Source organism: Massilia litorea (assembly GCF_015101885.1).
Taxonomy (GTDB): domain Bacteria; phylum Pseudomonadota; class Gammaproteobacteria; order Burkholderiales; family Burkholderiaceae_D; genus Telluria; species Telluria litorea.
This window is the reverse complement of record NZ_CP062942.1, coordinates 134733-158663: the sequence shown is the minus strand read 5'-3', so window position 1 is coordinate 158663 and position 23931 is coordinate 134733. Positions and strand designations below refer to the sequence as shown.

The window sequence follows — 23931 nt, the reverse complement described above, 5'->3', positions numbered from 1 at the left end:
AGGATATGATGGTGCACGCACGCGTAATTCCTTGTTTGCTCATGCGCAATGGCGGTCTGGTTAAGACAGTCAAATACAAGAACGCACGCTACGTGGGCGATCCCATCAATGCTGTGCGAATTTTCAACGAGAAAGAGGTAGACGAACTGGTCTTTCTCGACATTGGCAATCCCGGCGTGCCGGCCATCCCTAATTTCGAGTTGCTCGCTGAGATTGCAAGTGAGGCCTTTATGCCATTTGCATATGGCGGCAACATCAAAAGTATCGAACATGTAAAGCGCTTATATAGTTTGGGAGTTGAGAAAATAGTTCTCAACACTGCGGCTGCTGATCAGCCCGACTTGGTATCGGCAGCCCGCGCTCGCAGGCAGTTCTGGCGTAATAGTATCAATCGATGTGCGCCGTAATTGGATGGGCAAATATTCGGTTCACGTGGCCGGCGGCACGCGCGACCTCAAACGTGATCCGGTTGAGTACGCTCGCGCGGTCGAGCAGCTGGGCGCAGGTGAAATTCTACTAAACGCTATCGACCGTGACGGAACAATGGAAGGCTACGATCTGGAACTCATAGGCCGTGTGTGTAAAGCGGTTTCGATCCCGGTCGTTGCAGCTGGTGGTGCTGCCCACTTGCCGGATTTACGAAACGCGGCGGGAGCGGGGGCCTCTGGCCTTGCAGCCGGAAGCATGTTTGTCTTTCAAAACACCGTGCTGTTTTGATCACCTACCCCGAATACGAAGAACTTGAAAGGTTATTTAAATGACATCCCTTACCGAGAACGCCGGCTACCCATTGGCCCCTTCCAAATCCTACCAGGTATGCACCCGTTGCATCATGGACACTGTAGCGGATCAAAGTATTTCCTTTGATGACGACGGCTTATGCCGGCACTGTCTTCGTTATGACAAACTGGTAAGTGCTCGACACCTGCGCGGCGATCTTGGGCGAGACGCACTACAAGCTTTAGTGGAATGCATTAAGGCAGCCGGACAGGGACGCGAGTACGACTGCATAATTGGGGTCAGCGGCGGAGTAGATAGCACGTATGTGGCCTGGCTCGTCAAACAGCATGGGTTACGTCCGCTAGCAGTTCACTTTGACAATGGTTGGAATTCCGAACTAGCCACCAAGAATATCGAGCGCGTGCTCTGCAATATAAAAATCGACCTCCATACCCATGTCGTTGACTGGGACGAATTTCGCGATTTGCAACTCGCGTTTCTGAAGGCCTCCACGCCGGACGGGGGAAATACCAACAGACCATGCGATAGGTGCTTTGCTTTGGAAAGAAGCGACTTCGCGCGGCATCAAGTACATCATCTCAGGCATGAACTTCGCCACCGAGTCAATTAGTGTGCCCGATGGTCCTATGGACACTCCGACTGGCGTTACATTAAAGACATTCACCGACGATTCGGTTCTGTGAAACTTAAAACCTATCCGCATTTTAGCCTGGCTTACTTGTGCTATGCGAATGTCGTGCGGGGCGTTCGTATGGTCTCAATACTTAACTACGTCGACTATAATAAAGAAAGGCAAAAGAAATACTATGCAACAGTTTAGGTTGGAAAGATTATGGAGGGAAGCACCACGAGTCGATTTATACGAGGTTCTACCAAGGCTTATGTTCTACCGCGTAAGTTCGGGATCGATAAACGTTATGGCCACTTGTCCGATCTGATCAACGCGAGTCAGATAAGCCGATCACAACGCTAGCAGAAATGAAACGTCCCCCTTATCCTGAAGATCTACAGCAGCAGGATCTCGCGTATGTTTCAAAGAAACTCAGATTGTCGCCCCAGCAGTTCGAAGACATCATGCGGGCCCCGATCAAATCATTTCGGAGTTACCGCAACTTGTACGAGCCCGTACAGTTATTGCGCAATACAGTCAACGGACTTCGCAAATACCATTTTTATCCGCGCTAGAATGCGGTTTGGCTCGGCAGTAAAACTCCATGTCAGTGATCTACTGCCGACATGCGTGGCGGATTGCGATGTTGATTTTCGGCTCGTCGGTCATATCAAACATTAAGAGCGCCGCCCGATTATCTCCGACATTACCATTTTGAATGTCAGCGGAGTAATCTGTGAACTTTCAGATCTCGTATCAACCAATGGATTCCATGTTCGAAATCACGAGGGATATAGCCAAATCGCTAATGAACGGGCAAGGTCAATATCTTTGTTTTCTTGGAAGCGCCCTACCTGCTCCTTCGAGATCGGGCTCTTCCCTATTACCGAAAGGCAAAGCGATCCCGCCTCGAATGAGCGCTATAGGAAGGGGCATTAACCGGGCTGGTTTCCCGAGGCTTGATGCAGCGCAGGAGATTAAATCCCTATTCGAATATGCCTTACCTCCTCCAATATCGTAGGACTTATTATAAAATTTAGGATTAAGTACTGCCATTTTATAAGCTCTGATGAGATCGTGAATTAGCACAGGTTGAATAAGGTTATCGCCTTACCGATTAAAGGTAAGACGGGGTAGTGAGCAGCCGCCTGAACTAAACGCGATATATTTCGATCGTCCTTATGGCCGTAAATCATGGTGGGCCTAATAATTGTCCAGGGACAACGGTAGCTTGTACTACGAATGCTTCGGCTCGCGCTTACGGTCTGCACTCTCGGACGGTAAGCGCGTATAGATTCGGTCGACCCCGTTAATACGACATGACGAATGGGCGTTTTACTGTGCAATACTGCTCGATGAATGTGTTCAGCAAACCAAATGTATGCTGTGTTTATAATGGCTTCGCACCCGCTGAGCAATAAACCGAGCCTATTGAAATCCGTTTATATCATCGAGCTGACGGACTTCAACGTCGGGATAGCAGCTGAAGTCCCGCTTTTCCCGGTTACGAATTATCGCCAATTATTTTGTATGTCGATCGTAGAGCATGCACGAGTCTGAAACCGACTTCTCCTGTTGCGCCGATGATTGCAATGGTACGCATAGAATTCCCTGTGAAAATTGTTGCTGGACGCAATCAATAATTTTGCTAACATCGCAGGATTTGTCAGTGGGTAATGCCTTCACGACGCATCACCTTTAGAAACGTAAGGAAAATAACTTTCGCGTCGAATGCTATCGATCGGTGGCGCAAGTAGTAGAGGTCGAGCTCTACTTTTTCAGGTATTGGTAGCTCATCTCTACCATTGATCTGTGCCCATCCAGTTAAACCTGGACGGATCATATGGATGCCTTTTTCGGTGCGCATTTTGATGAGGTTGTGCTGATTGAATAACGCTGGGCGCGGGCCGACGAGACTCATCTGGCCGCGGAAGATGCACCATAGTTGCGGTAATTCATCTAGGCTCGACTTGCGCAGGAACCCGCCGATCGGTGTGAGGCACTCGTCAGGGTTCGGAAGGAGGTGAGTCGCTACCACTTGTGTGCCTACGCGCATTGTCCGCAATTTTGGCATCGAGAAAATTACGTTATCTCGGCCGATTCGGTCCGACCAGTAAAGTGCTGGTCCTTTCGAAGTTAGCTTTACCAAAATAACGAGGACCAGGAAGGGTACCGTTAAAATGACATTGCTACTAACGCAAACGATATATGAGCAAACGTTTTGTCACCTCTTTGGTCTTACTTTCGACGTTTTCTTTCTGCGAGATGAGTGAAGCCATGTCCTCAAAATTTTTCGGCCGAAATATGACGAGTGACGCATGGGCCTCACCTGCAACAGCCGTTTTAATTTATTGATGACTGCATGCGGCGAGAAAGCGTTGCCCTAAGACAGGATAAGTCAAATTGTCTAAACAAATGCCTTTCCTCGCTGTCCCATTGCGGTTCGTTCTTCAATCGAAAGACGTAATAGTCCCCGAATGCCGACAGCGGCTGCTTCAGGATTATCTGGCTCTACGGTTACCCCGCAACGCGCCTCCTCAACAGGATCATTTCCAGCTGCAGCTGCGTGCAATACAGGGCGCGCCGCCATCATGTAGTCCATTAATTTGTTTGGAGCAATTCCGAACCGGTACAGTGGATGCCGATGCCAGCCAATGTAAGCAATATCGAAGCATTGCAGCAAAGAAGGGATCTGGCTTTTCTCGACTGGGTCTAAAAAGTAGACGTTACTTAGATTTTCGCGAGCCGCTCGCTCTTGTAGACTCGCCTTATCCGGCCCGCATCCTACGAGCACAAACGCGACCTTCTCGTCTAGCATTAGTCTTCCTGCGCTCAGCATATTGTCGAGTGCGTTCGATACGCCATGCGTGCCTGCGTAACCCACGATGGCATTGCCTTGCTCACGAAGCGCGGCAAGAACACGAATGACTCGGTCGGGCAATTGACGACTGCCGGCAATCCATTCGGTTGGATCGATGCCGTTGGGTACCAGGTGTAGTTTCTCTGGCGCTAGCCCGCGCGACACCATATATTCACGTACCTTAGGTAAAATCGACACCACACCGTCTGCATGGCGATACGCATAGTCCTCAGCTTTTTGCACTACCATGATGAACGGGTGCCATTTCGACATTCCTCCAAGTTCCATCGGCGATAAAGGCCATAGATCATGCACTTCAAATAATAGTTTTGCCTTGGCTAACGTAGAGATCCGATGAGCAGGCCAGATATCCATGGGTAGGTGCTTGACGCAATGACCACATCGGGCTTGTACGACTGCGCCCATTGCTTACTGTCCCGATACAATGCTGCGATAAACGTCGCCATATTCTTTACGCGGCCGATCCCGTTGCCGCAATAAGTTGGCGTGCCGGTACCAACTGTACTCGATGTTGTCGATGGTCTCGTCAAGGCGCGCTTTGCCCCGGAGATCAGGCTGACGTGCACGGATGTGGGAATGTTCTGAGGCGATGATGTGGACGCGATGGCCTAGACGCACCCACTCGCGGCCAGGTAGTAGGACGAAATGCCATACCATGTCTTGGCGAACCAGCGTAGTGATTGATTAGAAGGATATTCATTCACCTGTCCCGAGCGTTAACATCGCTTCCTTTAGCCGAACCCTGGTAAGAGTAGCCCTTGCAAACTTAGGGCAAGGCACTTGCTGTAGCGGCAGCCATGCTTTGTTGTTCTGCTGTTTCGGTTGTGGTAATTTCTTCGGGCAGCGCAATGCCTGCCGCACTTAGCAAGGTGATAGCGACGGTATTGGCAGACTCGGCTGACAAATATGGTCCCATAGGTAGACTGATGACTTTGTCTGCCATCTCGAGCGCTACCGGACAGCAATCTGCGGACGAGAAGTGAGCGTACGCAGGTTGCCTATGAATTGGAACCGGATAATGTACTGCGGTGGGAATACCGGCCGCATGCAATTGCTCTTGAACGCGCGCGCGGTTCTCGACAACTACCGTGTACTGAGCGTACACGCTTGTGCGCGCGGAGATGCAGGAGATTCGCTCGATCCGCCCAGACAGCAATACGTCGTAGCGCTCAGCCACCTTTGCGCGCTGCATCAGTTCCCATTCAAAACGCTCCAGCTTCGCCAATACGATTGCACATTGCAAGGTATCCATCCGTCCGCCGACCCCTATGCGAGTATGAACGTACCGCCGGACTGGCCATGCACTCGGATTTCACGCATGGCTTGAGCAAGATTGTCGTCGCTGGTAAAGATGGCTCCGCCATCGCCGTAACAGCCAAGTGGCTTGCTCGGAAAGAAGCTGGTGCAACCAATAGTTGATAGGTTGCAGCTTTTCTTGCCGTGGTAGGTCGCACCGAAGCTTTGGGCTGCGTCCTCAATCACGGCGAGGCCATGGCGTTGAGCGATCGCATTGATTTCGTCCATATCAGCTGGTTGACCGAACAGCGATACCGGCATGATTGCGCGAGTGCGCGGCGTCACCTTGGCCTCGATTAGGCTCGGTGCAAGGTTACATGTCGTTCGATCAATGTCGACGAACACCGGAGTAGCGCCAAGGAGCACGATGGCTTCCGCGGTGGCGATAAACGAGAACGGCGTAGTGATGACCTCATCGCCTGGTTTAATGCCGAGCGCCATAAGCGAAATCACCAGCGCTTCTGTGCCCGACGAGACTGTGATGCAATGGCGCGCTCCCGTGTACTGGGCCAGTCCCGACTCAAGTTCTACTACTTCAGGACCCATGATGTACTGACCGTGGTCGAGCACTGCCTGAATGCGCTGATTAATTAGTTCCCGCGATGCTTCATACTGAGCTTTAAGGTCGATAAATTCCATGTTAAGGTCCGTTTTGTGAGGGTTAGAGCGCGTGAGTTTCAGGGCGTGAAGTCATCAGACAAACGCCGTTCTGTAAGGTATAGATATCGCCTGTATTTGGACATCGCGCTTCGCCGTTACCACCGATGGGCAAGGGCAACCGCTCTCCATAGCGACTCATCCAACCAATTTGGCGTGCCGGCACCCCGGCCATTAGAGCAAACGCCGGGACGTCGCGTGTGACTACAGCGCCAGCACCGATGAAAGCATATTCTCCGATAGTAACTCCGCAAACGATGGTGGAGTTGGCGCCAAGCGTTGCGCCGCGCCGGACCAAGGTCGGTCGATATTCATTCTTGCGTTCCACAGCCGAACGAGGATTGTGGACATTAGTAAAGACCATGCTGGGCCCGCAGAACACGTCGTCTTCGAGCGTAACAGCATCATAGACAGAGACGTTATTTTGTATTTTGACCCGATTACCGATACGAACGTCGTTAGCAATAAAGACGTTTTGCCCGAGAGAGCAGGCTTCGCCAATGCGTGCGCCTGCGCAGACATGAGCAAAATGCCAAACGCGTGTTTCTGCACCAAGCTCCGCACCCTCGTCGACGATTGCGCTGGGATGGATCCGGTCCTGCGAGAGATCGCGATCCATAATTAATACTCCAGCGGGAGCGCGACGCGCTTACCGTCACGTGCTGACATGTAGGTTGCGACCAAGACCTCGAGTGATTTCAGTCCTTCGCGACCGTCGGTTTCGGGTTCAGCTTCCCCGCGTAGTACTTTGATGACGTTGTCGTAATAAAGCGGGTGGCCAAAGCCGTACACCGAGGTCGTCTGGTAACTGGCATCGCGTACTTTTTCGTCATCTGGATCAGGTTCAGCGAATTCCCATTGCTGCACTTCATTCACGGCAACGCCACCGATGCGTACGGTTCCGTGCTCGCCGAGAATTGTGATGGATCCTTCAAAATTGCGCGGATAAGTGAGCATCGTAACGTTCATCGAGCCCAAAGCGCCGTTGCGCCAGCGTAGGCTAACGACGCCAGTATCTTCGACTTCGATGTTGCGCGCTAGCGTGGCGGTGTAGGCCTGCAAGCTCTCTACCGGCCCGACGATCCAGTCGATCAAGTCAACGTAGTGGCTCGCCTGATTCATAAAGGCGCCGCCATCGAATTCCCACGTTCCACGCCAGTCAGCGCTGTTATAGTACTCTTCAGGGCGTGTCCAGAACACATTGAGGTTGACCATGTAGATACGACCGAAGCGCTTTTTCTCGACTGCGCTTTTAAGCAACTGCAGTGTGGCGTTGCGACGGTTCTGCTTAACAACAAATAGGCGCACACCAGCGGCATCAGCGGCTGCAACCATTCGCTTGCCGTCTTCCCAACGCGTGGCCATCGGTTTCTCAGTGATCACATGACGGCCAGCACGGGCGATTTGGATCGTCTGCTCGGGATGCAAACCTGAAGGAGTGGTGACGATGAAAGCATCGGCGTCACAGCGCGCAAGCATTTGATCCAAGCTTGAGTACGCCTCAGCACCCGTCTTGTCTGCAGCGACAGCGAGAGCACGTCGCTCTATGTCGCATACACCCGCCAGCTCGCAGCGATCCGCGTGTTCGCGAATAGCGCTGAAGTGGTTGGTCGCAATACGGCCACAGCCCACTAAAGCGAAGCGTATCTTCCGATTGGTAATACCTTGTGGATAATTACGCATTACGTTGTGCATGTTCTTCTCCGGTTGAACGCTCAGGCTTTCACGATATGGGGCAGGCATTCCAAGTACACGCCACGAGTATCAACAATCAGATTCGCATGGTCGCGAATCATTTCGTAGTCAAAAGCGCTATGGCTTGTCGCTAGCAATACTAAATCGTAGGACGCCAGCGACTCCGGAGTAAGCGGGATGCTAGAGAGGTCGAAATAGTGTTCACGCATGCGAGGGAAGACGGGCACATGCGGATCGGAATAGTCGACGTGCGCCCCTTTATCGCGCAGAAGCTCCATTAATTCAACTGACGGCGACTCGCGCATGTCTTCGACATCCTTCTTGTATGAGATACCCAACACCAGAATGCGGCTGCCCATAACTGAGCGCTTGCGCTGATTTAATGCGTCAGTCACCTTTCCCACTACCCAATGTGGCATTTCGCTATTAATTTCGCCTGCGAGTTCAATGAAGCGCGTATGTACGCCATATTGGCGGGCCTTCCAGGTAAGGTAAAATGGATCAATCGGAATGCAGTGACCACCCAGGCCCGGACCAGGATAGTACGCAGTAAAGCCAAACGGTTTAGTGGCGGCAGCTCTGATCACCTCGTGTATGTCTATTTCCATCTTGTCAGCGATGATCTTCATCTCATTCACCAAGCCGATATTTACTGCCCGATGGATGTTCTCTAATAATTTTGTAAGTTCAGCGGCGCGGGTCGATGTAACTGGTACTACACGGTCAATTGCCGACTCGTACAAGGCAACACCAGCTTCGAGGCAGGCCGCAGTACTGCCTCCACATATTTTTGGAATAGTGCGAGTTTCGAAATCCGGGTTGCCGGGGTCTTCGCGCTCCGGCGAGAACACGAGAAATACGTCTCGTCCCACCACGAAGCCGCGTGACTCGAGCCGCGGACGCAGCTCTTCTTCGGTGGTGCCTGGATAGGTAGTACTTTCTAGTGACACTAACTGGCCTGGACGGATAAAAGAAAGAAGTGCGTCGACGGTGCCGAGAACAAACGACAAATCTGGCTCGCGGTAGGGATTTAAGGGCGTGGGTACACAAATGATCAGCGCATCCGCTTCACAAGCGCGCGCGAAATCGGTCGTAGCCTGAAAGCCAACTGAACGTGCCGCGCAGATCGAGTTCGCAGGAATATTTTCGATATAACTTTCGCCGCGATTCAGCTTTTCGACCTTTGCCGAATCGATGTCGATCCCTAGGACCCGAAATCCAGCCTCTGAATAGCGCAAAGTCAGTGGTAACCCAACGTAGCCAAGGCCAATGATGCCGATTACAGCAGTGCCGTCGTGTAACTTTGCGATGAGCTGATCGAGGTATGCCGGTTTACTTTCGTCACGCATGAGGTTCCTCACGAATCAGTGGATGGGTTAGGTGGACGCTAGAATGAAATAATTACATACGAAACGGAACAAATTTTTTGATGACGCTTAACTGCGTAGACGATTGCGAAATCGGAACCGCGGTCGGTACAGCCAATGCTTGCTGCGGGTTGTATTCGGGAACGATTGCTCTAGCCATTGATTCAATCATCGCGCGATCGTTGGTTTCGCACGCCATCATCAAGCAGGCGATAAATGTATCGAGGACGCTTGGGGGCAGCGCATTTTCCTTCATGCGCATGATGCGAGGATGCTCACTAGGGATTACCGTACCGTCGATCAATAACTCCTCATGGAGCTTTTCGCCAGGAAATAGGCCAACGTAGCGCACTTCAATGTCGCCGTTCGGGTTCTGCAGCGTCTTTTCTGTTAAGCCTGACAACGCGATGAGACTGCGCGCCAGGTCAACGATCTTTACTGGCTCGCCCATCTCGAGCACAAACACATCGCCGCCTTTAGCCATGGCACCCGCCTGAATCACTAGTTGGGCCGCCTCTGGTATAAGCATAAAATAGCGCGACATCTCAGGATGCGTAATCGTGATAGGACCGCCCTGAGATATTTGACGTTGAAATAGCGGGATCACCGAGCCAGATGAGCCCAACACATTACCGAATCGCACCATGGCGAAAGTGGTAGAAGTTTCGGGTCGTGTTGCTGCAGCCTGGAAGATCAACTCGGCGATCCGCTTACTTGCTCCCATCACATTGGTCGGTCGAACCGCCTTGTCGCTTGAAATCAGGACACACGTCTTAACGTGGTGCAGAGCCGCCTGGGCAGCGATTACCTGAGCTCCAACGACATTATTTCGCATGCCCTCGACAATGTTGGACTCAACCAATGGCACATGTTTATATGCGGCTGCGTGATAAATGGTGTCGACTTTGCTGTCGCGTAGGATACGCCCGACCAGATCGGCGTTACAGACAGAGCCCAGGTGCGCGACGATGTGGAGGTCGGGGAAACGCGTTGTCAGTTCCTGGCGAATGGTGTACAGCGCAAACTCCGAATGGTCGAGCAAGTGCATATGGCTCGGAGCGAGCGTCACTATCTGCCGACACAACTCGCTACCGATAGAGCCACCTGCCCCGGTTACCAACACTGTCTTTCCGCGCACGCAGCGTGCAAACAGATCGATACGGGGAGGCACAGGCGGGCGACCGAGCAGATCCTCAAACTTGAGTTCACGAATTGCTTCGTGTGGGCTAGGCGTCTCCCCCGCTAGATCGACAAGACGACTGAGAATACGAGTACTAATCCCAGCCTTAGACAACCGGTTCATGATGTCGCGCAGGCGTGCCGGCGACACAGATGGAATAGCGATGACGATCGAGCGAATACACATCGCATTGACAATTTCTACCAAGCGCTCAGTGTTGAAAACGCGTAACGCGCCGATCTTGCGTTCATTGAGCGCGTGCTTGTCATCGAAGAAACAAACTGGGCGGTATTCGTCGCCACCATGCATTGTTTGTGCCAAACGGGCGCCCGCTTCGCCAGCGCCATAAATTGCCACTACTTCCGAAACGCGGCGTCCGCGCAAATCTTGATTACGCAAGAAATTACGCATTCCAACTCGCGAAGCGACAACGTAGGAAAAACCGACAAACCAATAGATCGCTAAAGCACTGCGCGGGAAGCTTTTTTCGTTAATGATAAACATTACGACATAAGCGCATAAAATAGCGACCGCTAGTGATAGTCCAGTGATACTGAGCAGACGTTGATCGATGAAGCGGATAACCGCACGGTACAGGTCGGAGACTGAGAAGGTAGTGACGGTAACCACAGCCACGAGGAAGTAGGATGCGGGACTAAAACCTGACACCAGATCCAAATCGCCACCCCGGAGAAGTATGGCTACCAAAAAACAGAACGGTAACGCAATTAGATCTGCCGCGACCATCAGCCCAATTTTTGCTGATCGAGGCAACGAAACCAATTTTTGGCATAATAGCTTGACGCTGCCTTGCTGGATTTTTAACATGATTCTAGTCGCTTCGTAGATTGGTCAGCGAAAACTCTCCGAACATTTCCGTTCTAATATCAAGCAATGGCGACGCATCTATAAATTTGTTGCCGTTCAACCGCCACTATCGATTGATTTGCTTTGCTTTGCTTTGCTTCGCAGTTTCATAATCTTATTAAATATAATAAGTGCCTTTGACAAGGCTCAAACCAGGTAAAGATAGCTCCGTCTTTGTTGTACTCTTTAAACACCCGACTCTAATAGCGCCTACCAAAAAACCTCCGTGGCTGCGTTGGAGCGTCCGGCCGTATAGGCGTACTGTCTTTGAGGCCGCCCCTAGCCCTGGAGGTTTTTTTTAGGCCGTCTAAGCTTAAGAATCCTTGATGGAGCTGTACTTACCCCATCCGCTTTTAGCTTAGAAAAATGGCGCTCATCTTATGCGGGCATCGTTGCCGATAACTATGCCCTATGACATACGGAGGCTCTCAGACGCTACCAAGCCCAATCCGACTAGCTGGCGCGTGCTCCTTGGAGCTGAAGGAACTTAAACGTGGCGCCATATCGTTTAGCAATATTCCTTGCAACGACACACCGATGTGGTGCAGGCGTTTAACTGACTCATTGATCTGACGTTCGTTGGTGCGGCCTGAACGAGCAATCATAAAGACAGCGCCAGCGTACGCACTGATGACTAGCGCTTCAGCACTTGTCAATAGGGGTGGCGAATCAAGCAGAACGAGATCATAGTGAGCACTCGTTTGTTTTATAAATTTGCCGAAATTTGTATGCAACAGCAATTCCGAGCGGCTTGATTGCAGTTCTCCGGTGCCAACGAAATCGAGGTTTTCGATTACGTTGCGATGAATAACCTCACCGATTGATGCCTTTTCTAATACTACGTCGGACAATCCGTGGTCACGGCCCACACCAAAATAATGGTACAGCTGGCCGCAACGTAAGTCGGTATCAATTAGCAAGACGCGTTTTCCGCTCGCCGCCATTATGGCCGCAAAATTAGCAGTAACGAAAGAATTGCCCATCCCGCTTGTTGGACCAGCAAACATTACAACGTTGTTCTTAAAATGAGGCAGCTGGAACTGAAGGGCCGCCCGGAAGCTTCGTAGACTCTCAACAGCTACGTCTTCAGGCATCATTGTTGCTAGTAATGGCAAGACACTGTACCCACTCTTTTTCTTGCGCATTAGTTTATCTTGATTTCCGCTATGTGGAATGGTAGCGTAGACCACTCTTGCCCGCAGCATCTGTTCGATTTTATGCGGGTCGTCGATTCCTCCTGTTATCGCTTTGCGTGTGAATGCCACCACAGTGCCTAGGAATAACCCAGTTATCGCAGCCAGCGCTACTATTAGCGCACGTCTCGGCTTAATCGGCTTTTCCGGCAGAACAGGTGCGTCGACCATACGCACGTTGCTAACTCGGCCTGTGGCTGTCAAGCGCAACTGCTGTGCAGTATTTAGAAGTGAGGTGTAGAGTTCGGTGCTGACCTTGATGTCGCGTGTTAACCTTGCTTCATTTTGCTCTAGCATAGGCATATTTCTGATTCGCGCTTTAATAGCCGCAAGCTCAGCTTCGACCTCCTTCCGCTGGCGGTTAATTGCCATTACAACTGGGTGATCCTCCGTAAAGCGGGCGAGGAGCTCCGCTTTTTTCTGCATCAAGTCAATTCCCCGCGCGCGCGTTGCAGACGCTTGCTCTAGGCTTAAGCGCGCTTCTTCGCGCAAGTCTACCGTCCCATTAAGGTTGCGGAACTCGTTATAGCGTTCTTCTGCCTGCTCTAACTGACGCTTTACAATCGGAAGCTGTCGATTTAAGAATGCAAGCGACTTTTCAGCTTCTTCGGTCTTACGTGCGAGGTTTTGGCGCATGTATTCGCGGCCGATCTCGCTCAACACACTGTAAGTTTCGCGAGGATTTTCTCCCTCCAGCTTAACTTCGATGATGCCCGACTCCTTGCCCTGCTCGGTGATCACGAGTGCATTTTGGATTGCTTCCGTCATTGATGCGCGCGACATGCGTCTCAATACAAAGTGGGCGCCTGGTTCCGCGGACATATTGTTGACCTTCAGCTCGATTACGCCCTCGGGAGTAGGCACTCGGTAGCGCAGGCCAACGTTCCCTTCAAATACGATCGGTTGCCCACCGCCACTAAATCGGAAGCGTTGGTTGCTTAGCGTGGCTAGTGTAAATTCGCGGCCCACCCACGCGTTGGGTACCTCAAATAATGAAACCTCGGCCTTCTCGCCGCCCCAGACGTACCCGCCATAGCCGAGCAGGCCAGGGGTAGATAGGTGACTACTATTCCAGCTTGCAAACCACGGCCCTAAAACGGGGAAGTATTTTGGATGTACATCTATATAAAGCTGTAAGTCGTCGAGTGAGCGCGATATAACCATTCGCGAACGCAGCAGTTCGATCTCTGCAATTGCTGTTTTTTTCATTTCAAAAAGCGAAGATGCTTCGCTGAGAATGTTCTTTGATGCGTTCGTGCTCTCCTCCTCAACGTGGATTATTAGGTTAGCCTCGAATACGGGTTTAGCTATTAGCACGTACATGACTGCTACGAGTGTTAAGAGCAGAGTGATCGCACCGATCAGCCAGCGGTTGTCATAGAATGTGCCGAGGTAACCCTTGAGATCAGATGACGACTCGTCCGGTCCATGGACAACATGAGGGTCAAAAGGAATGCTAAAAACTGGAGGATGAGGGGCCATTGGGGCTAGAGCGTGCTGCTCACTTGCGATACTCATGTCTAACTCCGTTCTTGATGAGGGCAGGATAGTTACTGCCGGTTGGTTGCAGTGACAGCGGAAGTCAATGCACCAGGGATTAGTAGACTGATACTGCGGTTCCAGTTCGCCAACGGAGTTGCAGCCACGTACACAATATCTTTGGGCTGCAGTTCAAAACCCTCAGCCATCGCCAGCGAGCTGGCTATCCGGGCATCGAGCTGAAAGACTCGTGTCCGCTCAGCCGTCTTGCGCACGACGTAGATCTGGCGTACGTCTCCGCTTAGTGGGCTGATGCCGCCTGTCTCACCTAATGCTTCATTCAACGTGAGGCGGCCATCGTGCATTGTGAGTGCCTTCGGTGTGATGACTTCACCGGAGACAAATATCTTGCTTTCGTCACGCGAATGCACACGTACAACGTCACCGTGCGCTAACATGACGCTTCCAGGATTTATTCCTTTCTGTACAAGATCACGGAGATTGATTCGGTAGCGGGCCTTACCACGCTCTAAAGCAATGCGGCTCTGGTCGGCCGTGGGCAGCAGACCACCAGCGCGGTTTAGCGCTTCCATTAAGGTCATTGGGATGTCATTGATGGCCTGTAATCCGGGCTGTTTGACTTCACCATCGACATACACACGCTTGCTTCGATATGCGAGTACGCGTAGCGTTACGTTTGGACTTGTTAGATACTTAGCAAGCTTGGTCGTCAACAATGCACGAGCACGCTCCTCGGTCAGACCGTCCACAGCCACCATGCCAATGAGGGGAAATTGAATTTGGCCGGCGTGATCAACCACGAAGCCCACAGCTGCATTTGTCGCGTTGCCAGGGTCCACTGTCGCGCTCGTCGGTGCTATAGCCGAAGCGACCGAGCCGTTCGCAAGTTCAGGATGATCCCACACCACAATTGAGAGAAGGTCGCCGCTACCGATGACATAAGGCGGAGGGTTAGGCACAAGCAGACGGTCGAGGTCTTCGTTGGCTACCTGCCGTCGCTGCTCTCGCTCTGCGTTGATCAGCTTTTCGGTAATCATTTCAGTCGGAGGTGCAAGCTCATCCGTTCCGTGCATGCCGTTTTCGCGAAACTGAATGGACGAGGCACATCCAGTAATGACGACTTCGATGAAGCAAATTAATGCCAGAACCCCGATCCTGAAATTAGTTCCCTTGAGAATTAACACGTTGAACGTTTCCATGATTGCCTGTCAGAATGAGTACGTGGGTGCATCTAGACTCAGGGTAGGTCAAACAAGCAGACCGGACTTTGGTTCAGATCAAATATCGCGACATCATTTTGGGCGGGTACTGTTTATCAAAACATACGAAACGCGGCTTTGGGGCCTGCCAAGCCGCAGTTAGAGCCGAGCAACAATCCCTTAGCTCGGTCTTGGGGCTCCTGATTCGCGCTGTCAACATTAGCTTGGCAAGGATTGATTGTTACCTCGGCAAACTTTTCGGCGGCGCCGACACGACAGGGCGTATGAGGAGGCTTGCTATCAAAGCTGAAAATGCACACAAGAAGAAGTTATCGACCCTTGGTCAACTTCGGGACCGAAGGTATACGTAGCCGCTAGCTCGGCGTCAGGAGCTCAGTATTGGGTATCGGCAACGCTACAATTTCAAATGGAAATTGAGCGCGGCATGATGCTCGCGGTATGTACTTAAAACGTTGGGAGCCGACGCCTTGAGTTAAGACGTGCCGATATTAATTGCTCTGCACTCATCGTCTGAGTTGCCTATTATCATTGTCGATAACGCCGGTTAAAGATCTCATCCTTGCGCTTGTCGTAGTCGCTTAACAGCACAGATTTAAGAAGTTCGGTCGTTCGAGTAAGCGAACATTGATGCCGTTTGCGAGCTTGGACAGTGATAAGTTAAAGTTTCCAATAGTTCGAAAAAGAAGGGAACACCGTTTGAGTGAGCAATTAGTATCTTAGGGAAGATAGTTTAAAAATATTTATAAGCGCTCTAAATGTCACTCTGAATAAACTAGTGGAACACTAATGACTGGTACGATTCGTATAATTCGCCATAGCGCCTTCGCTCGGCTGGCCGTGTCAGAACACGTAGGATAAGATTTGGATCAATGCCCTGATCAATAAGTTCTTCTGCGACAGGAATCAGGTGGTTTGTGAGGACTGCATTGATAGCTGCATCGATTAGCATAGACGTGCGCAGATCGGTGCGGCGTTCCCTGTTTTTACGTTGTTTCCAACTCATGATGCGCTCCTCGGGATACGCGCACATATTTGACATAAGAGTTTAGGAAAAACCCCTCTGAGATCTGAAAGCCAATAATTCTTTCGGCACTTCGGTTTCGCTGCCCAACAATAATTTGTTTAGCCTGCTGACGCAATTTTCTGCAAGAATTAGCCAAACATTATGGACGACCTAAACGATAATGGATTTTTTGATACTGTCTTAGACGCAGTCCGTGTGCCCTATACAACTAAAGCTTCCTCTCGTGCCGCGATCCACTCGTCGAGTCGCACCGCGCTGCCGGGTGCGATGTGCAAGCCGAGCTTGCTGCGGCGCCAGAGGATGTCGGCGCTGCTGCGCGCCCATTCGTGCTGCATCAGGTAGTCGATCTCGGCCGCGTACAGGCCGGGCAGCACTTCCGGTCCCATGTCCGCCAGGCTCTCGCGGCGTGCCAGCAGCAGATGGATGCGGGTGCCGTAGGCGCGCGCATAGCGCTCTAACAGGGGCGCCGGCAGCCAGGCATAACGGCCTGCCTGGCGCGCGCTCCAGGCGCCGAATTCCAGCACCCCGCGCTTGTCCGGACGCGGACCGTAGAGGTCACCACCGGGCAGGCAGGCGTGCTCCGTCCAGCCCGCGCAGTGACTGTGACCCGCGCGGCCGAGCGCCTGCCCGATCCAGTCCACGGCCTGCTCGGCCAGCTTGCGGCTGGTCGTGATCTTCCCGCCGAAAACGGATAGCAGCGGTGCCCCGGCCAGGTCGGGCTCGAGACGGAAGTCGCGCGTGGCGGCCGCGGCGCTGGCGGCCGCATCCTCGACCAGCGGACGCACGCCGGCATAGCTCCACAGCACGTCGGCAGGCGTCACCTGGCGCGTGAAATAGCGGTTCACCAGCTGGCACAGGTAGACCTTTTCCTCGGCGCTGATCGCCACCTTGTCGAGCTCGCCGCGGAAGTCGACGTCGGTGGTGCCGACCAGGGTAAAGGCGCCTTCATAGGGCAGCGCGAACACGATGCGCCCGTCCGGGTGCTGGAAAATATAGGCGTGCGCGTGCTCGAACAGGCGCGGCACGACGATGTGGCTGCCCTTGATCAGGCGCAGCGCCTGGCCGCCCGCCGCATTCGTGGCGCCGTGCAGGAAGCGCGCGGCCCAGGGGCCGGCGGCGTTGACCAGGCAGCGCGCCGTCACGTGCACGTGGCGCCCTTCTCCCTCGAGCGTGGCGTTCCAGCCGTCGGGGTGGCGCTGCGGCGGGTTGCAGCGCGCATGGGTCAGGATGACGGCGCCGCGCTCGCGGGCGTCGAGCGCATTCAGCACGACCAGACGGGCGTCGTCGACCCAGCCGTCGGAATACATGAAGCCGCGCGTGTACTGCGGCTGCAGCGATGCCCCGGCCGGGTGGGTGCGCAGGTCCACGCCCTGCGAGCCGGGCAGGAATTCGCGCCGCGCCAGGCGGTCGTACAGGAACAGCCCGGCGCGGATCATCCAGGCCGGGCGGGCGCCGGCGTCATGGGGCATCACGAAACGCAGCGGACGCATGATGTGGGGCGCGCTGCTGAGCAGGGTTTCGCGCTCGGCCAGGGCCTTGCGCACGAGGCCGAACTGGCGCTGTTCGAGGTAGCGCAGGCCGCCATGGATGAGTTTGCTCGATGCCGAGGAGGTATGCTGGGCCAGGTCGTCCTTTTCGCACAGCACCACGCGCAGGCCGCGTCCGGCTGCGTCGCGCGCGATGGCCGCGCCGTTGATGCCGCCGCCGACAATCAGCACGTCGCACTCATAGTGCCCGCTTGTTTCATCCATGCCGCCCTCCGAAAGGTCGCAATTAGATTTTTAAAGTATCTAGACTCTTTCCCGAAGCAATCCAGTCTCTAACCCAGCCTGGTCGACGCCCTCGTCCACTCCACTGTCGCGTCGCATCAATGGGATGATGGTATTTCATTTGAGCGGGTCCAACTTTCGACTTATTTGGGCTATTACTAAGCATTAGGTCTTCGGCGGAAAGCCCAGCACCGCGAGCAATATGCAAAACCTGTTCACGTGCTTGACTAATACTCAGAAAGTGCCGTTTTTTAAGCTCCTCAATAACCTCTGCTTCTAACTTGTTCAGCCGGGCAAGTGAGTATTCCGATAATTCTGACTTGGGTTTCATATCTGTGTACGAATGTAGTGGTTAAAGAATGAAGTACTTATACAACTGGTAAGGCAGTCGTTTGAGCGTCTTCTGAGCAAATCCAAATTCGAAACGCCACATTTAGTGTGAAAACGATTAAAGTGCATCAACGGTGCAGCTAGCAGCCGTTGTGCGAACAGCGGCTGAGTATCGCCAATTATATTTGCAGTAAATTAGCCGCCGCTTCCCAGATGAACCCGTGTCCGCCTGCCGCGGAGCACCCATCGGATGAGCAATAATCCGGCTAGAAGAGTTGAGTCGGTTTGCGGCTCGGGAACAGGCGTTACCGGATCAAGCAATAAGGTTTGGCATACATCTGCCTTGCATCCGAACGCAGCAATTTGATGCTGATTATTAATCGAATACGCCGATTCGATTGTCCAACCAGACGCGGAGTCAATAAGCGTGGTTAAATCGATCATCGCACCCTCTTCATACAAAAAGCCGCGGCTTTCCCGGTCATAAACCTCGGAGGAGCCAACAATCTGTCCAGCATCGTTAATGTCGTATGCCAAGCTGGAACCAAAACCATTGAGGGTACCAAGATCAGTAAGGAGCCCATCTGCGTACAATACGGCATGATCCACATTAAAGCCTGCATTAGACCAGCCGACGGTTTCACCATTGTTATTGATTGCCTTCCCGACACTCCACGCGCCATTCAATGATCCTAAATCATACATAGAACCAGATGCATATTCAAAAGCGTGGAATGGCGCTAACGGAAAATCGCCAACTAACGAGCCACCAACAACCGTGCCTACATCGTTAATCGATTCTGCCCGACTAAATACGCCACCCGGAAGAGTACCAAGGTTTTGCATACCTGCATCCGGCGTATAAGCAAAAGCGAAACTTCCGGATACGCTATCAGCGACACCAACTATCTGCCCTTTATTGTTAATGGCGGCAGCGCTACTATTGGCGCCGCCGAGTGTGCCGAGATCAGACATGGTGCCATTAGCGTAGATGAATGCACGGGTTTCACCTGCGAAGTTTTCGGCAGACCCAACGACAACACCGGCATCATTTATTCCTCCAGCGCGGCTCGATCCGCCGCCGAGAGTTCCTAGATCAACAAAAGTATTGGCTGTATAAAGAAAGGCGTGTGTAGATTCGCCGCTCGCGAAATATCCGGCTACCTCGCCGCCATTATTGATACTAGCGGGAACACCGCCTACGGTGCCGATTGGCGTGATAGCATAACTGATGGGTCCTGCCTGAGCTACCAATGGACCTGTCAAGATTGTAAGGAACAACATGGTCGTAAAGCGATGCCGCATTGCCATCGAAGCCTCCATCAAGCTGCACTAATCTTAATTTTCCGGAGTACTGGTATCCGATCTGGGTGTTTGCATATGCGTGTGTACCAGCCTTCTGCACAGATGAGGCCTCAATAAAGCAGTTTCGGCCGACCGATCGTTAGCGTTATTCAACTACGAACCCGAGCGGTAGAGGATGATATTACTCAAGCTTTGAGTGAAATTTGATTTGATGCCGTGAGGACGTTCAAGCGGGCTGTTTGAGGGCGCTGCTGTTTCACAGTTGCGAGAACATGAAGCTTACCTCAGCCGTAGTCGTACATCGGGCAACGGTCGCCCAATCGGCACCGGCGGTCCTGCGCAGATGCCTCGGCAGAGAGTCGTCGGATGCGCTCTGGTGGCGCCCTCCTTCGTAGTATGCAACGATTTTATGGCTGAGGAAACCAAACTAAGATTTCACATCGATCAATACTTCATACGGTCTAGACCGCCGCAGCGGATTGCGTCAGCAGGTCACGTTTCGGTAACTGAAGGCTTGGACAGCATTCGATACCCTTGCGTCACCAGTGTCTCGAACGATTTTTGAAGCTCATCGTCAAGACACTGCCGCATGCTCAGCTTTGCTCGCGCGAGTATCGCAAGGCAAGCTGAGAGCCGGCTGAGATAGCTGGCGCGTTTCGACACAGAACTTTCATTGCTTATCCTGCGGCTCCTATTTCCACGAAACTGGTGGTTCTGACTAACTCAGCGTCAAGCGACTGTCTCCACTGTTGCGATCTGTAGTGGCGCTCGCCTCGTCTCGCTTGGACCTCATGCTCATGGGAACTACAAGGCGACTGGCTTGGGTTTGCATACACGTGCGATCAAGTTGCGGCGTGGACGGCTGTGTTCATCGCAGCGCCAGTACTCTAGCAAGTTAGCACTTGTTGCAATACCCACTTGTGTAAAAAAGAAGCATTCAATTGATATAGGTCGAAACGGCACCGCCAGTTTGGCGGTAAAAGAAAAGGCTGCCATCGGGTAGCGATAGCTATCGGATTGCTTGCTCATGCTGGCTGCGACATCTGGTTTCCGTCGACGCTGCAGAGTTGCACGAAGGGCCAGCGCTTGACATTGGAGTCTGTACTTTATGACAGGTGTGGCCATCCACTTCACTTGCTGAGCCGTAAGCACCCGTTCGCAGGAAAAAACACCATAAAGAAAATTTTGGAACTTATTGCAGCCAGCCAACTCTAAGCTTAGAGTGCCTCGAGGAAATTAACGCCGAAAAAAAATTTTGGTCGATTCCTGCAGAGCAGATGCACATTGTGTAGCAGGCACTGCAGACCAAATCCTACGCGGAGTTAGTTTATTAAAGTGTCTCTGGCCGAGTTTATCGTTGAGGTACGGTCAGTGACGACAGAACGCGAACGTGATCAATTGTTGGTCGAACGCGTCCAAGCCGGTGACAGGCAGGCATTTGACTTGCTTGTAGCGAAGTATCAGCGCCGGCTCATGCGTCTTATTTTGCGTTTGATACACGACCGTGCAGAGGCTGAGGACGTTGTCCAGGACACGTTTATCAAGGCCTTTCGTGCATTGCGTCATTTCCGCAACGATTCGGCATTTTACAGTTGGCTATACCGGATCGGAATCAACACTGCAAAGACGTATCTCAACGTGCAGAGAAGGCGTGAACCAATAGCAACTGAAGCAGATATAAAACAAGGAGAAAATTTTTACGAGGCGGTAAGCTTGCACGACATTAATACACCTGAGTCAGTGTTAGCGAGCAAGCAAATCGCGCGCACCGTCAATGCTACAGTGGATGCACTACCCCTGGAGTTACGGACGACTATTCTTTTGCGAGAGATTGATGGTTTAAGTTATGAGGAAATCGCTGAGGTGATGTTGTGTCCAATTGGTACTGTGCGCAGCCGAATTTTCAGGGCGCGTGAACTAATCGCGAAAAAATTAAAGCCACTGCTGGATTTTCCGGACAATTGGGTTCGCAGGGATTGAGGGGTACTGTAAAAAATGGGCAACATGCATTGAAATCGACGAAGTTACGGCGCGTAAATTATATCGGGCGACGTAAGAGAAAGTAGCAGGAACTGCGTCGTTACGGATACCACGCTTATAAATACATACCCACATTAAAATTATTACACAGCATATTGGAAGATTTTATGGACGAAAACAGGAAAAACCGTGAACGTATATCTGCCTTTAGCGATGGCGCATTGTCGACTGAAGACCACATACTTGCCCAGTTAGCTTTGCGTACCCCCGAAGGTACTGAAGCATGGGAGGTCTATCGCCTTATCGGCCATGTGATGAGGACGAGCGTGTGTTTCCAGCTCTCTCTCGAGTTCGCAGCGCGCATGAGAAGCCGACTGGCTGCCGAACTTCTTCCTGTACACAGCCTCACTTCTGAATTTGAAGCCGCAAAATCAGTCATGGTCGGCGACCACGTAACCTTGCGCTGACGCTCGAATCTATTTCCATGCATCATAATTGAACTGTGCAGGGAAATATCAAAATGTAAGAACTCATCATGGAGGATCTTATGGTCGCGTCCGTCTTTCCAGGCGCTGCACTTTATATGCGAGCATCAACCGAACGTCAAATATATTCTACGGCTCATCAGGAATCAGCTCTAAAGGAGTATGCGAAACAACATGGCTTTGAGGTCATCGCAGAATATCGTGACGAGGGCAGAAGCGGATTAACGCTTGAAGGGCGCGAGGGACTGCTTAGCCTGCTTAACGACATTCAGTCGGGACAAGCTAGCTACGTTACAGTACTTGTGTACGATGTGAGCCGCTGGGGCCGGTTCCAAGACGTTGATGAGAGCGCATATTATGAGTATGCGTGTCGTAAAGAAGGCATTTCCGTCACTTACTGTGCAGAGCCATTCACGAATGATGGGTCACCGCTCGCAACTCTACTTAAAGGGCTAAAGCGCGTAATGGCGGCAGAGTATAGCCGGGAGTTGTCGAGAAAAGTTTTCAATGCCCACTGTCGCCTAACAGCTGACGGTTATAAACAAGGTGGTACAGCCGGATATGGTCTTCGGCGGCAATGTCAGTCAAATGATGGAAGTATTCGTAGAACGCTCGAGATGGGCGAGCGCAAACATTTGCCAACCGAGCGGGTTGGTTTGATTCTCGGACCTGATGAAGAAGTTGCTGTAGTGCGCAGGATCTTTGAAATGTGCACTAATAAACATATGACTGATATGAAGATTGCTGAAACCCTCAACGCCGAGGGCCTTAGAAACCAAAACGGTAGATTATGGAATTACCGTACTATCAAGGAAATACTAACTAACGAAAAATATGCGGGCAATCTGGTTTTTAATCGCTACACGAGGCGACTTGGAAGCCCCAGGCGCGCCAATGAGGTCGACAAGTGGATTACTGTGAAAGGTGCGTTGCCTAGTATTGTTAGTATGGAGGTATTCGATCAGGCTAGACACGTTCGGCTACGACGCGCCAGACGCTGGACTGACGACGAAATATGGGAAGGTTTGGATGAGATTGTCGAAAAGCATGGGACAATTTCAGTAGATCTAGTAGAAGAAAGTGATCTTCCATTGGAAATGCGTTACGCGGGGCACTTTCGAGGCTTAGTTAACACCGTTGCAGCTGCTGGCCTTGCTGGGCCTTCGTTGTTTCATTCAACAATGGTTCGCCGTAAGCTTCTAGTTGTTACAAAACAGATGGCAAACGAGATGAAGCGATGTGCAATAGAGACGAGCATAAATATTGAAAAAGTCTCTACGCTTACTTATCAGATAAATGGCTCTACAGTGCACTTGCTATGCACCAAGTGCCGCCACGGGAAACGTTATCCGCGCTGGAAAGTCACGCTGCGCTACTGCCCAGCAGCAGACTTTGTGCTTTGGGTACGCATGAATGAAAATAATGACGAGATCGCGCAAATCTATTTGTTGCCTGTTCAGGAATTTTCGACGTATAAGTGCCTTTGGCCGTCAACGCATACACTCCACTTCTACCAGCGATTTGGATATGCTTCCCTACGTCAACTTTGGAAAGAAAAGTTGACGAATAATCAAGACATGAAATCAAACGAGTGTGCCAACCAAAGCGCTACTGGAGAAGTTGAAGCTGGCACGCCCACTGGACGGCGCAAATGAAAAACTCTCAAAATAGCGTAGCGATTTACGATGCAGAAATGTAGCGTTGGTTGATTTCCTCGATCGTCTGCTAAGGGTCGATTTCGGGTATGCGTTAGAACTGTAATGTCCGCATAGGTCGGTTGGAAGCATACCTCCTAGTCTTGGCATAATTTGCGCTATCTTGCCTGCACGCC

18 protein-coding genes and 2 pseudogenes are annotated in these 23931 nt (G+C 51.9%); 6 read left to right on the top strand and 14 right to left on the bottom strand.

Translation table 11 applies throughout. The annotated features are described in order from the left end of the window. Positions 1-5 precede the first annotated feature (5 nt). From LPB04_RS24420 to LPB04_RS24220, 3 genes are read left to right on the top strand one after another with little or no spacing between them, the layout of a single operon-like run. On the top strand, positions 6-407 hold the full coding sequence (locus LPB04_RS24420) for a HisA/HisF-related TIM barrel protein (protein WP_307727406.1): 402 nt from the start codon (positions 6-8) through the stop codon (positions 405-407). Between the two features lie 4 nt (positions 408-411). Continuing rightward, entirely contained in the window at positions 412-717 is a 306-nt protein-coding gene (locus LPB04_RS24415; RefSeq protein WP_307727405.1) for a HisA/HisF-related TIM barrel protein, read from the top strand. 40 nt (positions 718-757) lie between these two features. Further along, positions 758-1351, top strand: a complete 594-nt coding sequence (locus LPB04_RS24220; protein ID WP_307727404.1) for a 7-cyano-7-deazaguanine synthase — start codon at positions 758-760, stop codon at positions 1349-1351. A gap of 1666 nt (positions 1352-3017) precedes the next feature. Here LPB04_RS24220 and LPB04_RS23920 read toward each other — a convergent pair. From LPB04_RS23920 to LPB04_RS23855, 14 genes and pseudogenes are all read right to left on the bottom strand, one after another. Further along, positions 3018-3557, bottom strand: coding sequence for a sugar transferase (locus LPB04_RS23920; RefSeq protein WP_193689273.1), 540 nt, complete (start codon positions 3555-3557; stop codon positions 3018-3020). A gap of 142 nt (positions 3558-3699) precedes the next feature. After that, positions 3700-4932 (bottom strand): annotated as a pseudogene (locus LPB04_RS23915) (glycosyltransferase family 4 protein). Between the two features lie 66 nt (positions 4933-4998). Next, a pseudogene (locus LPB04_RS23910) lies at positions 4999-6167 on the bottom strand (DegT/DnrJ/EryC1/StrS family aminotransferase). 22 nt (positions 6168-6189) lie between these two features. Continuing rightward, complete coding sequence (locus LPB04_RS23905; protein WP_193689220.1) at positions 6190-6804, bottom strand: acyltransferase; 615 nt, start codon at positions 6802-6804, stop codon at positions 6190-6192. Positions 6805-6806: 2 nt separating this feature from the next. Next, positions 6807-7868, bottom strand: a complete 1062-nt coding sequence (locus tag LPB04_RS23900; protein ID WP_193689264.1) for a Gfo/Idh/MocA family protein — start codon at positions 7866-7868, stop codon at positions 6807-6809. A gap of 32 nt (positions 7869-7900) precedes the next feature. Further along, positions 7901-9229, bottom strand: a complete 1329-nt coding sequence (locus LPB04_RS23895; RefSeq protein ID WP_193689219.1) for a nucleotide sugar dehydrogenase — start codon at positions 9227-9229, stop codon at positions 7901-7903. Positions 9230-9281: 52 nt separating this feature from the next. Beyond that, positions 9282-11255 carry a polysaccharide biosynthesis protein gene (locus LPB04_RS23890; protein ID WP_227496787.1) on the bottom strand — a complete coding sequence of 658 codons (1974 nt, stop codon included), beginning with the start codon at positions 11253-11255 and terminating at the stop codon, positions 9282-9284. Between the two features lie 467 nt (positions 11256-11722). Further along, positions 11723-14005: a GNVR domain-containing protein gene (locus LPB04_RS23885; RefSeq protein ID WP_193689218.1), complete on the bottom strand. Its 2283-nt coding sequence runs from the start codon at positions 14003-14005 to the stop codon at positions 11723-11725. A 32-nt stretch (positions 14006-14037) separates the two neighbouring features. Beyond that, entirely contained in the window at positions 14038-15186 is a 1149-nt protein-coding gene (locus tag LPB04_RS23880) for a polysaccharide biosynthesis/export family protein (RefSeq protein ID WP_227496786.1), read from the bottom strand. Positions 15187-15979: 793 nt separating this feature from the next. Next, positions 15980-16210 carry a hypothetical protein gene (locus LPB04_RS23875; protein ID WP_193689217.1) on the bottom strand — a complete coding sequence of 77 codons (231 nt, stop codon included), beginning with the start codon at positions 16208-16210 and terminating at the stop codon, positions 15980-15982. A 221-nt stretch (positions 16211-16431) separates the two neighbouring features. After that, positions 16432-17982: a glycerol-3-phosphate dehydrogenase gene (gene glpD / locus LPB04_RS23870; protein ID WP_193689216.1), complete on the bottom strand. Its 1551-nt coding sequence runs from the start codon at positions 17980-17982 to the stop codon at positions 16432-16434. A gap of 22 nt (positions 17983-18004) precedes the next feature. Further along, positions 18005-18331: an H-NS histone family protein gene (locus tag LPB04_RS23865; RefSeq protein WP_193689215.1), complete on the bottom strand. Its 327-nt coding sequence runs from the start codon at positions 18329-18331 to the stop codon at positions 18005-18007. A 194-nt stretch (positions 18332-18525) separates the two neighbouring features. Continuing rightward, the gene (locus LPB04_RS23860; RefSeq protein ID WP_193689214.1) at positions 18526-19641 is read right to left on the bottom strand and encodes a hypothetical protein; all 1116 of its coding nucleotides are present in this window, start codon (positions 19639-19641) and stop codon (positions 18526-18528) included. Positions 19642-20439: 798 nt separating this feature from the next. Continuing rightward, positions 20440-20664, bottom strand: coding sequence for a hypothetical protein (locus LPB04_RS23855; RefSeq protein WP_193689213.1), 225 nt, complete (start codon positions 20662-20664; stop codon positions 20440-20442). Between the two features lie 342 nt (positions 20665-21006). Here LPB04_RS23855 and rpoE point away from each other — a divergent pair, with 342 nt between their 5' ends. From rpoE to LPB04_RS23840, 3 genes are all read left to right on the top strand, one after another. Beyond that, complete coding sequence (rpoE, locus tag LPB04_RS23850) at positions 21007-21615, top strand: RNA polymerase sigma factor RpoE (RefSeq protein ID WP_193689212.1); 609 nt, start codon at positions 21007-21009, stop codon at positions 21613-21615. A 167-nt stretch (positions 21616-21782) separates the two neighbouring features. Beyond that, positions 21783-22082 (top strand): sigma-E factor negative regulatory protein, encoded by a 300-nt coding sequence (locus tag LPB04_RS23845; protein WP_193689211.1) that lies wholly within the window; start codon positions 21783-21785, stop codon positions 22080-22082. 68 nt (positions 22083-22150) lie between these two features. Then, positions 22151-23755 carry a recombinase family protein gene (locus LPB04_RS23840; protein WP_193689210.1) on the top strand — a complete coding sequence of 535 codons (1605 nt, stop codon included), beginning with the start codon at positions 22151-22153 and terminating at the stop codon, positions 23753-23755. The last annotated feature ends 176 nt before the right edge of the window (positions 23756-23931 follow it).

Excerpts from the sequence above, each read along its gene's own strand:
- LPB04_RS24420 (WP_307727406.1), top strand. The coding sequence starts at position 6 with ATGATGGTGCACGCACGCGTAATTCCTTGTTTGCTCATGCGCAATGGC.
- LPB04_RS24415 (WP_307727405.1), top strand. The coding sequence starts at position 412 with ATGGGCAAATATTCGGTTCACGTGGCCGGCGGCACGCGCGACCTCAAA.
- LPB04_RS24220 (WP_307727404.1), top strand. The coding sequence starts at position 758 with ATGACATCCCTTACCGAGAACGCCGGCTACCCATTGGCCCCTTCCAAA.
- LPB04_RS23905 (WP_193689220.1), bottom strand. The coding sequence starts at position 6,804 with ATGGATCGCGATCTCTCGCAGGACCGGATCCATCCCAGCGCAATCGTC.
- LPB04_RS23900 (WP_193689264.1), bottom strand. The coding sequence starts at position 7,868 with ATGCGTAATTATCCACAAGGTATTACCAATCGGAAGATACGCTTCGCT.
- LPB04_RS23895 (WP_193689219.1), bottom strand. The coding sequence starts at position 9,229 with ATGCGTGACGAAAGTAAACCGGCATACCTCGATCAGCTCATCGCAAAG.
- LPB04_RS23890 (WP_227496787.1), bottom strand. The coding sequence starts at position 11,255 with ATGTTAAAAATCCAGCAAGGCAGCGTCAAGCTATTATGCCAAAAATTG.
- LPB04_RS23885 (WP_193689218.1), bottom strand. The coding sequence starts at position 14,005 with ATGAGTATCGCAAGTGAGCAGCACGCTCTAGCCCCAATGGCCCCTCAT.
- LPB04_RS23880 (WP_227496786.1), bottom strand. The coding sequence starts at position 15,186 with ATGGAAACGTTCAACGTGTTAATTCTCAAGGGAACTAATTTCAGGATC.
- LPB04_RS23875 (WP_193689217.1), bottom strand. The coding sequence starts at position 16,210 with ATGAGTTGGAAACAACGTAAAAACAGGGAACGCCGCACCGATCTGCGC.
- glpD (WP_193689216.1), bottom strand. The coding sequence starts at position 17,982 with ATGGATGAAACAAGCGGGCACTATGAGTGCGACGTGCTGATTGTCGGC.
- LPB04_RS23865 (WP_193689215.1), bottom strand. The coding sequence starts at position 18,331 with ATGAAACCCAAGTCAGAATTATCGGAATACTCACTTGCCCGGCTGAAC.
- LPB04_RS23860 (WP_193689214.1), bottom strand. The coding sequence starts at position 19,641 with ATGGCAATGCGGCATCGCTTTACGACCATGTTGTTCCTTACAATCTTG.
- LPB04_RS23855 (WP_193689213.1), bottom strand. The coding sequence starts at position 20,664 with ATGAGCAAGCAATCCGATAGCTATCGCTACCCGATGGCAGCCTTTTCT.
- LPB04_RS23845 (WP_193689211.1), top strand. The coding sequence starts at position 21,783 with ATGGACGAAAACAGGAAAAACCGTGAACGTATATCTGCCTTTAGCGAT.
- LPB04_RS23840 (WP_193689210.1), top strand. The coding sequence starts at position 22,151 with ATGGAGGATCTTATGGTCGCGTCCGTCTTTCCAGGCGCTGCACTTTAT.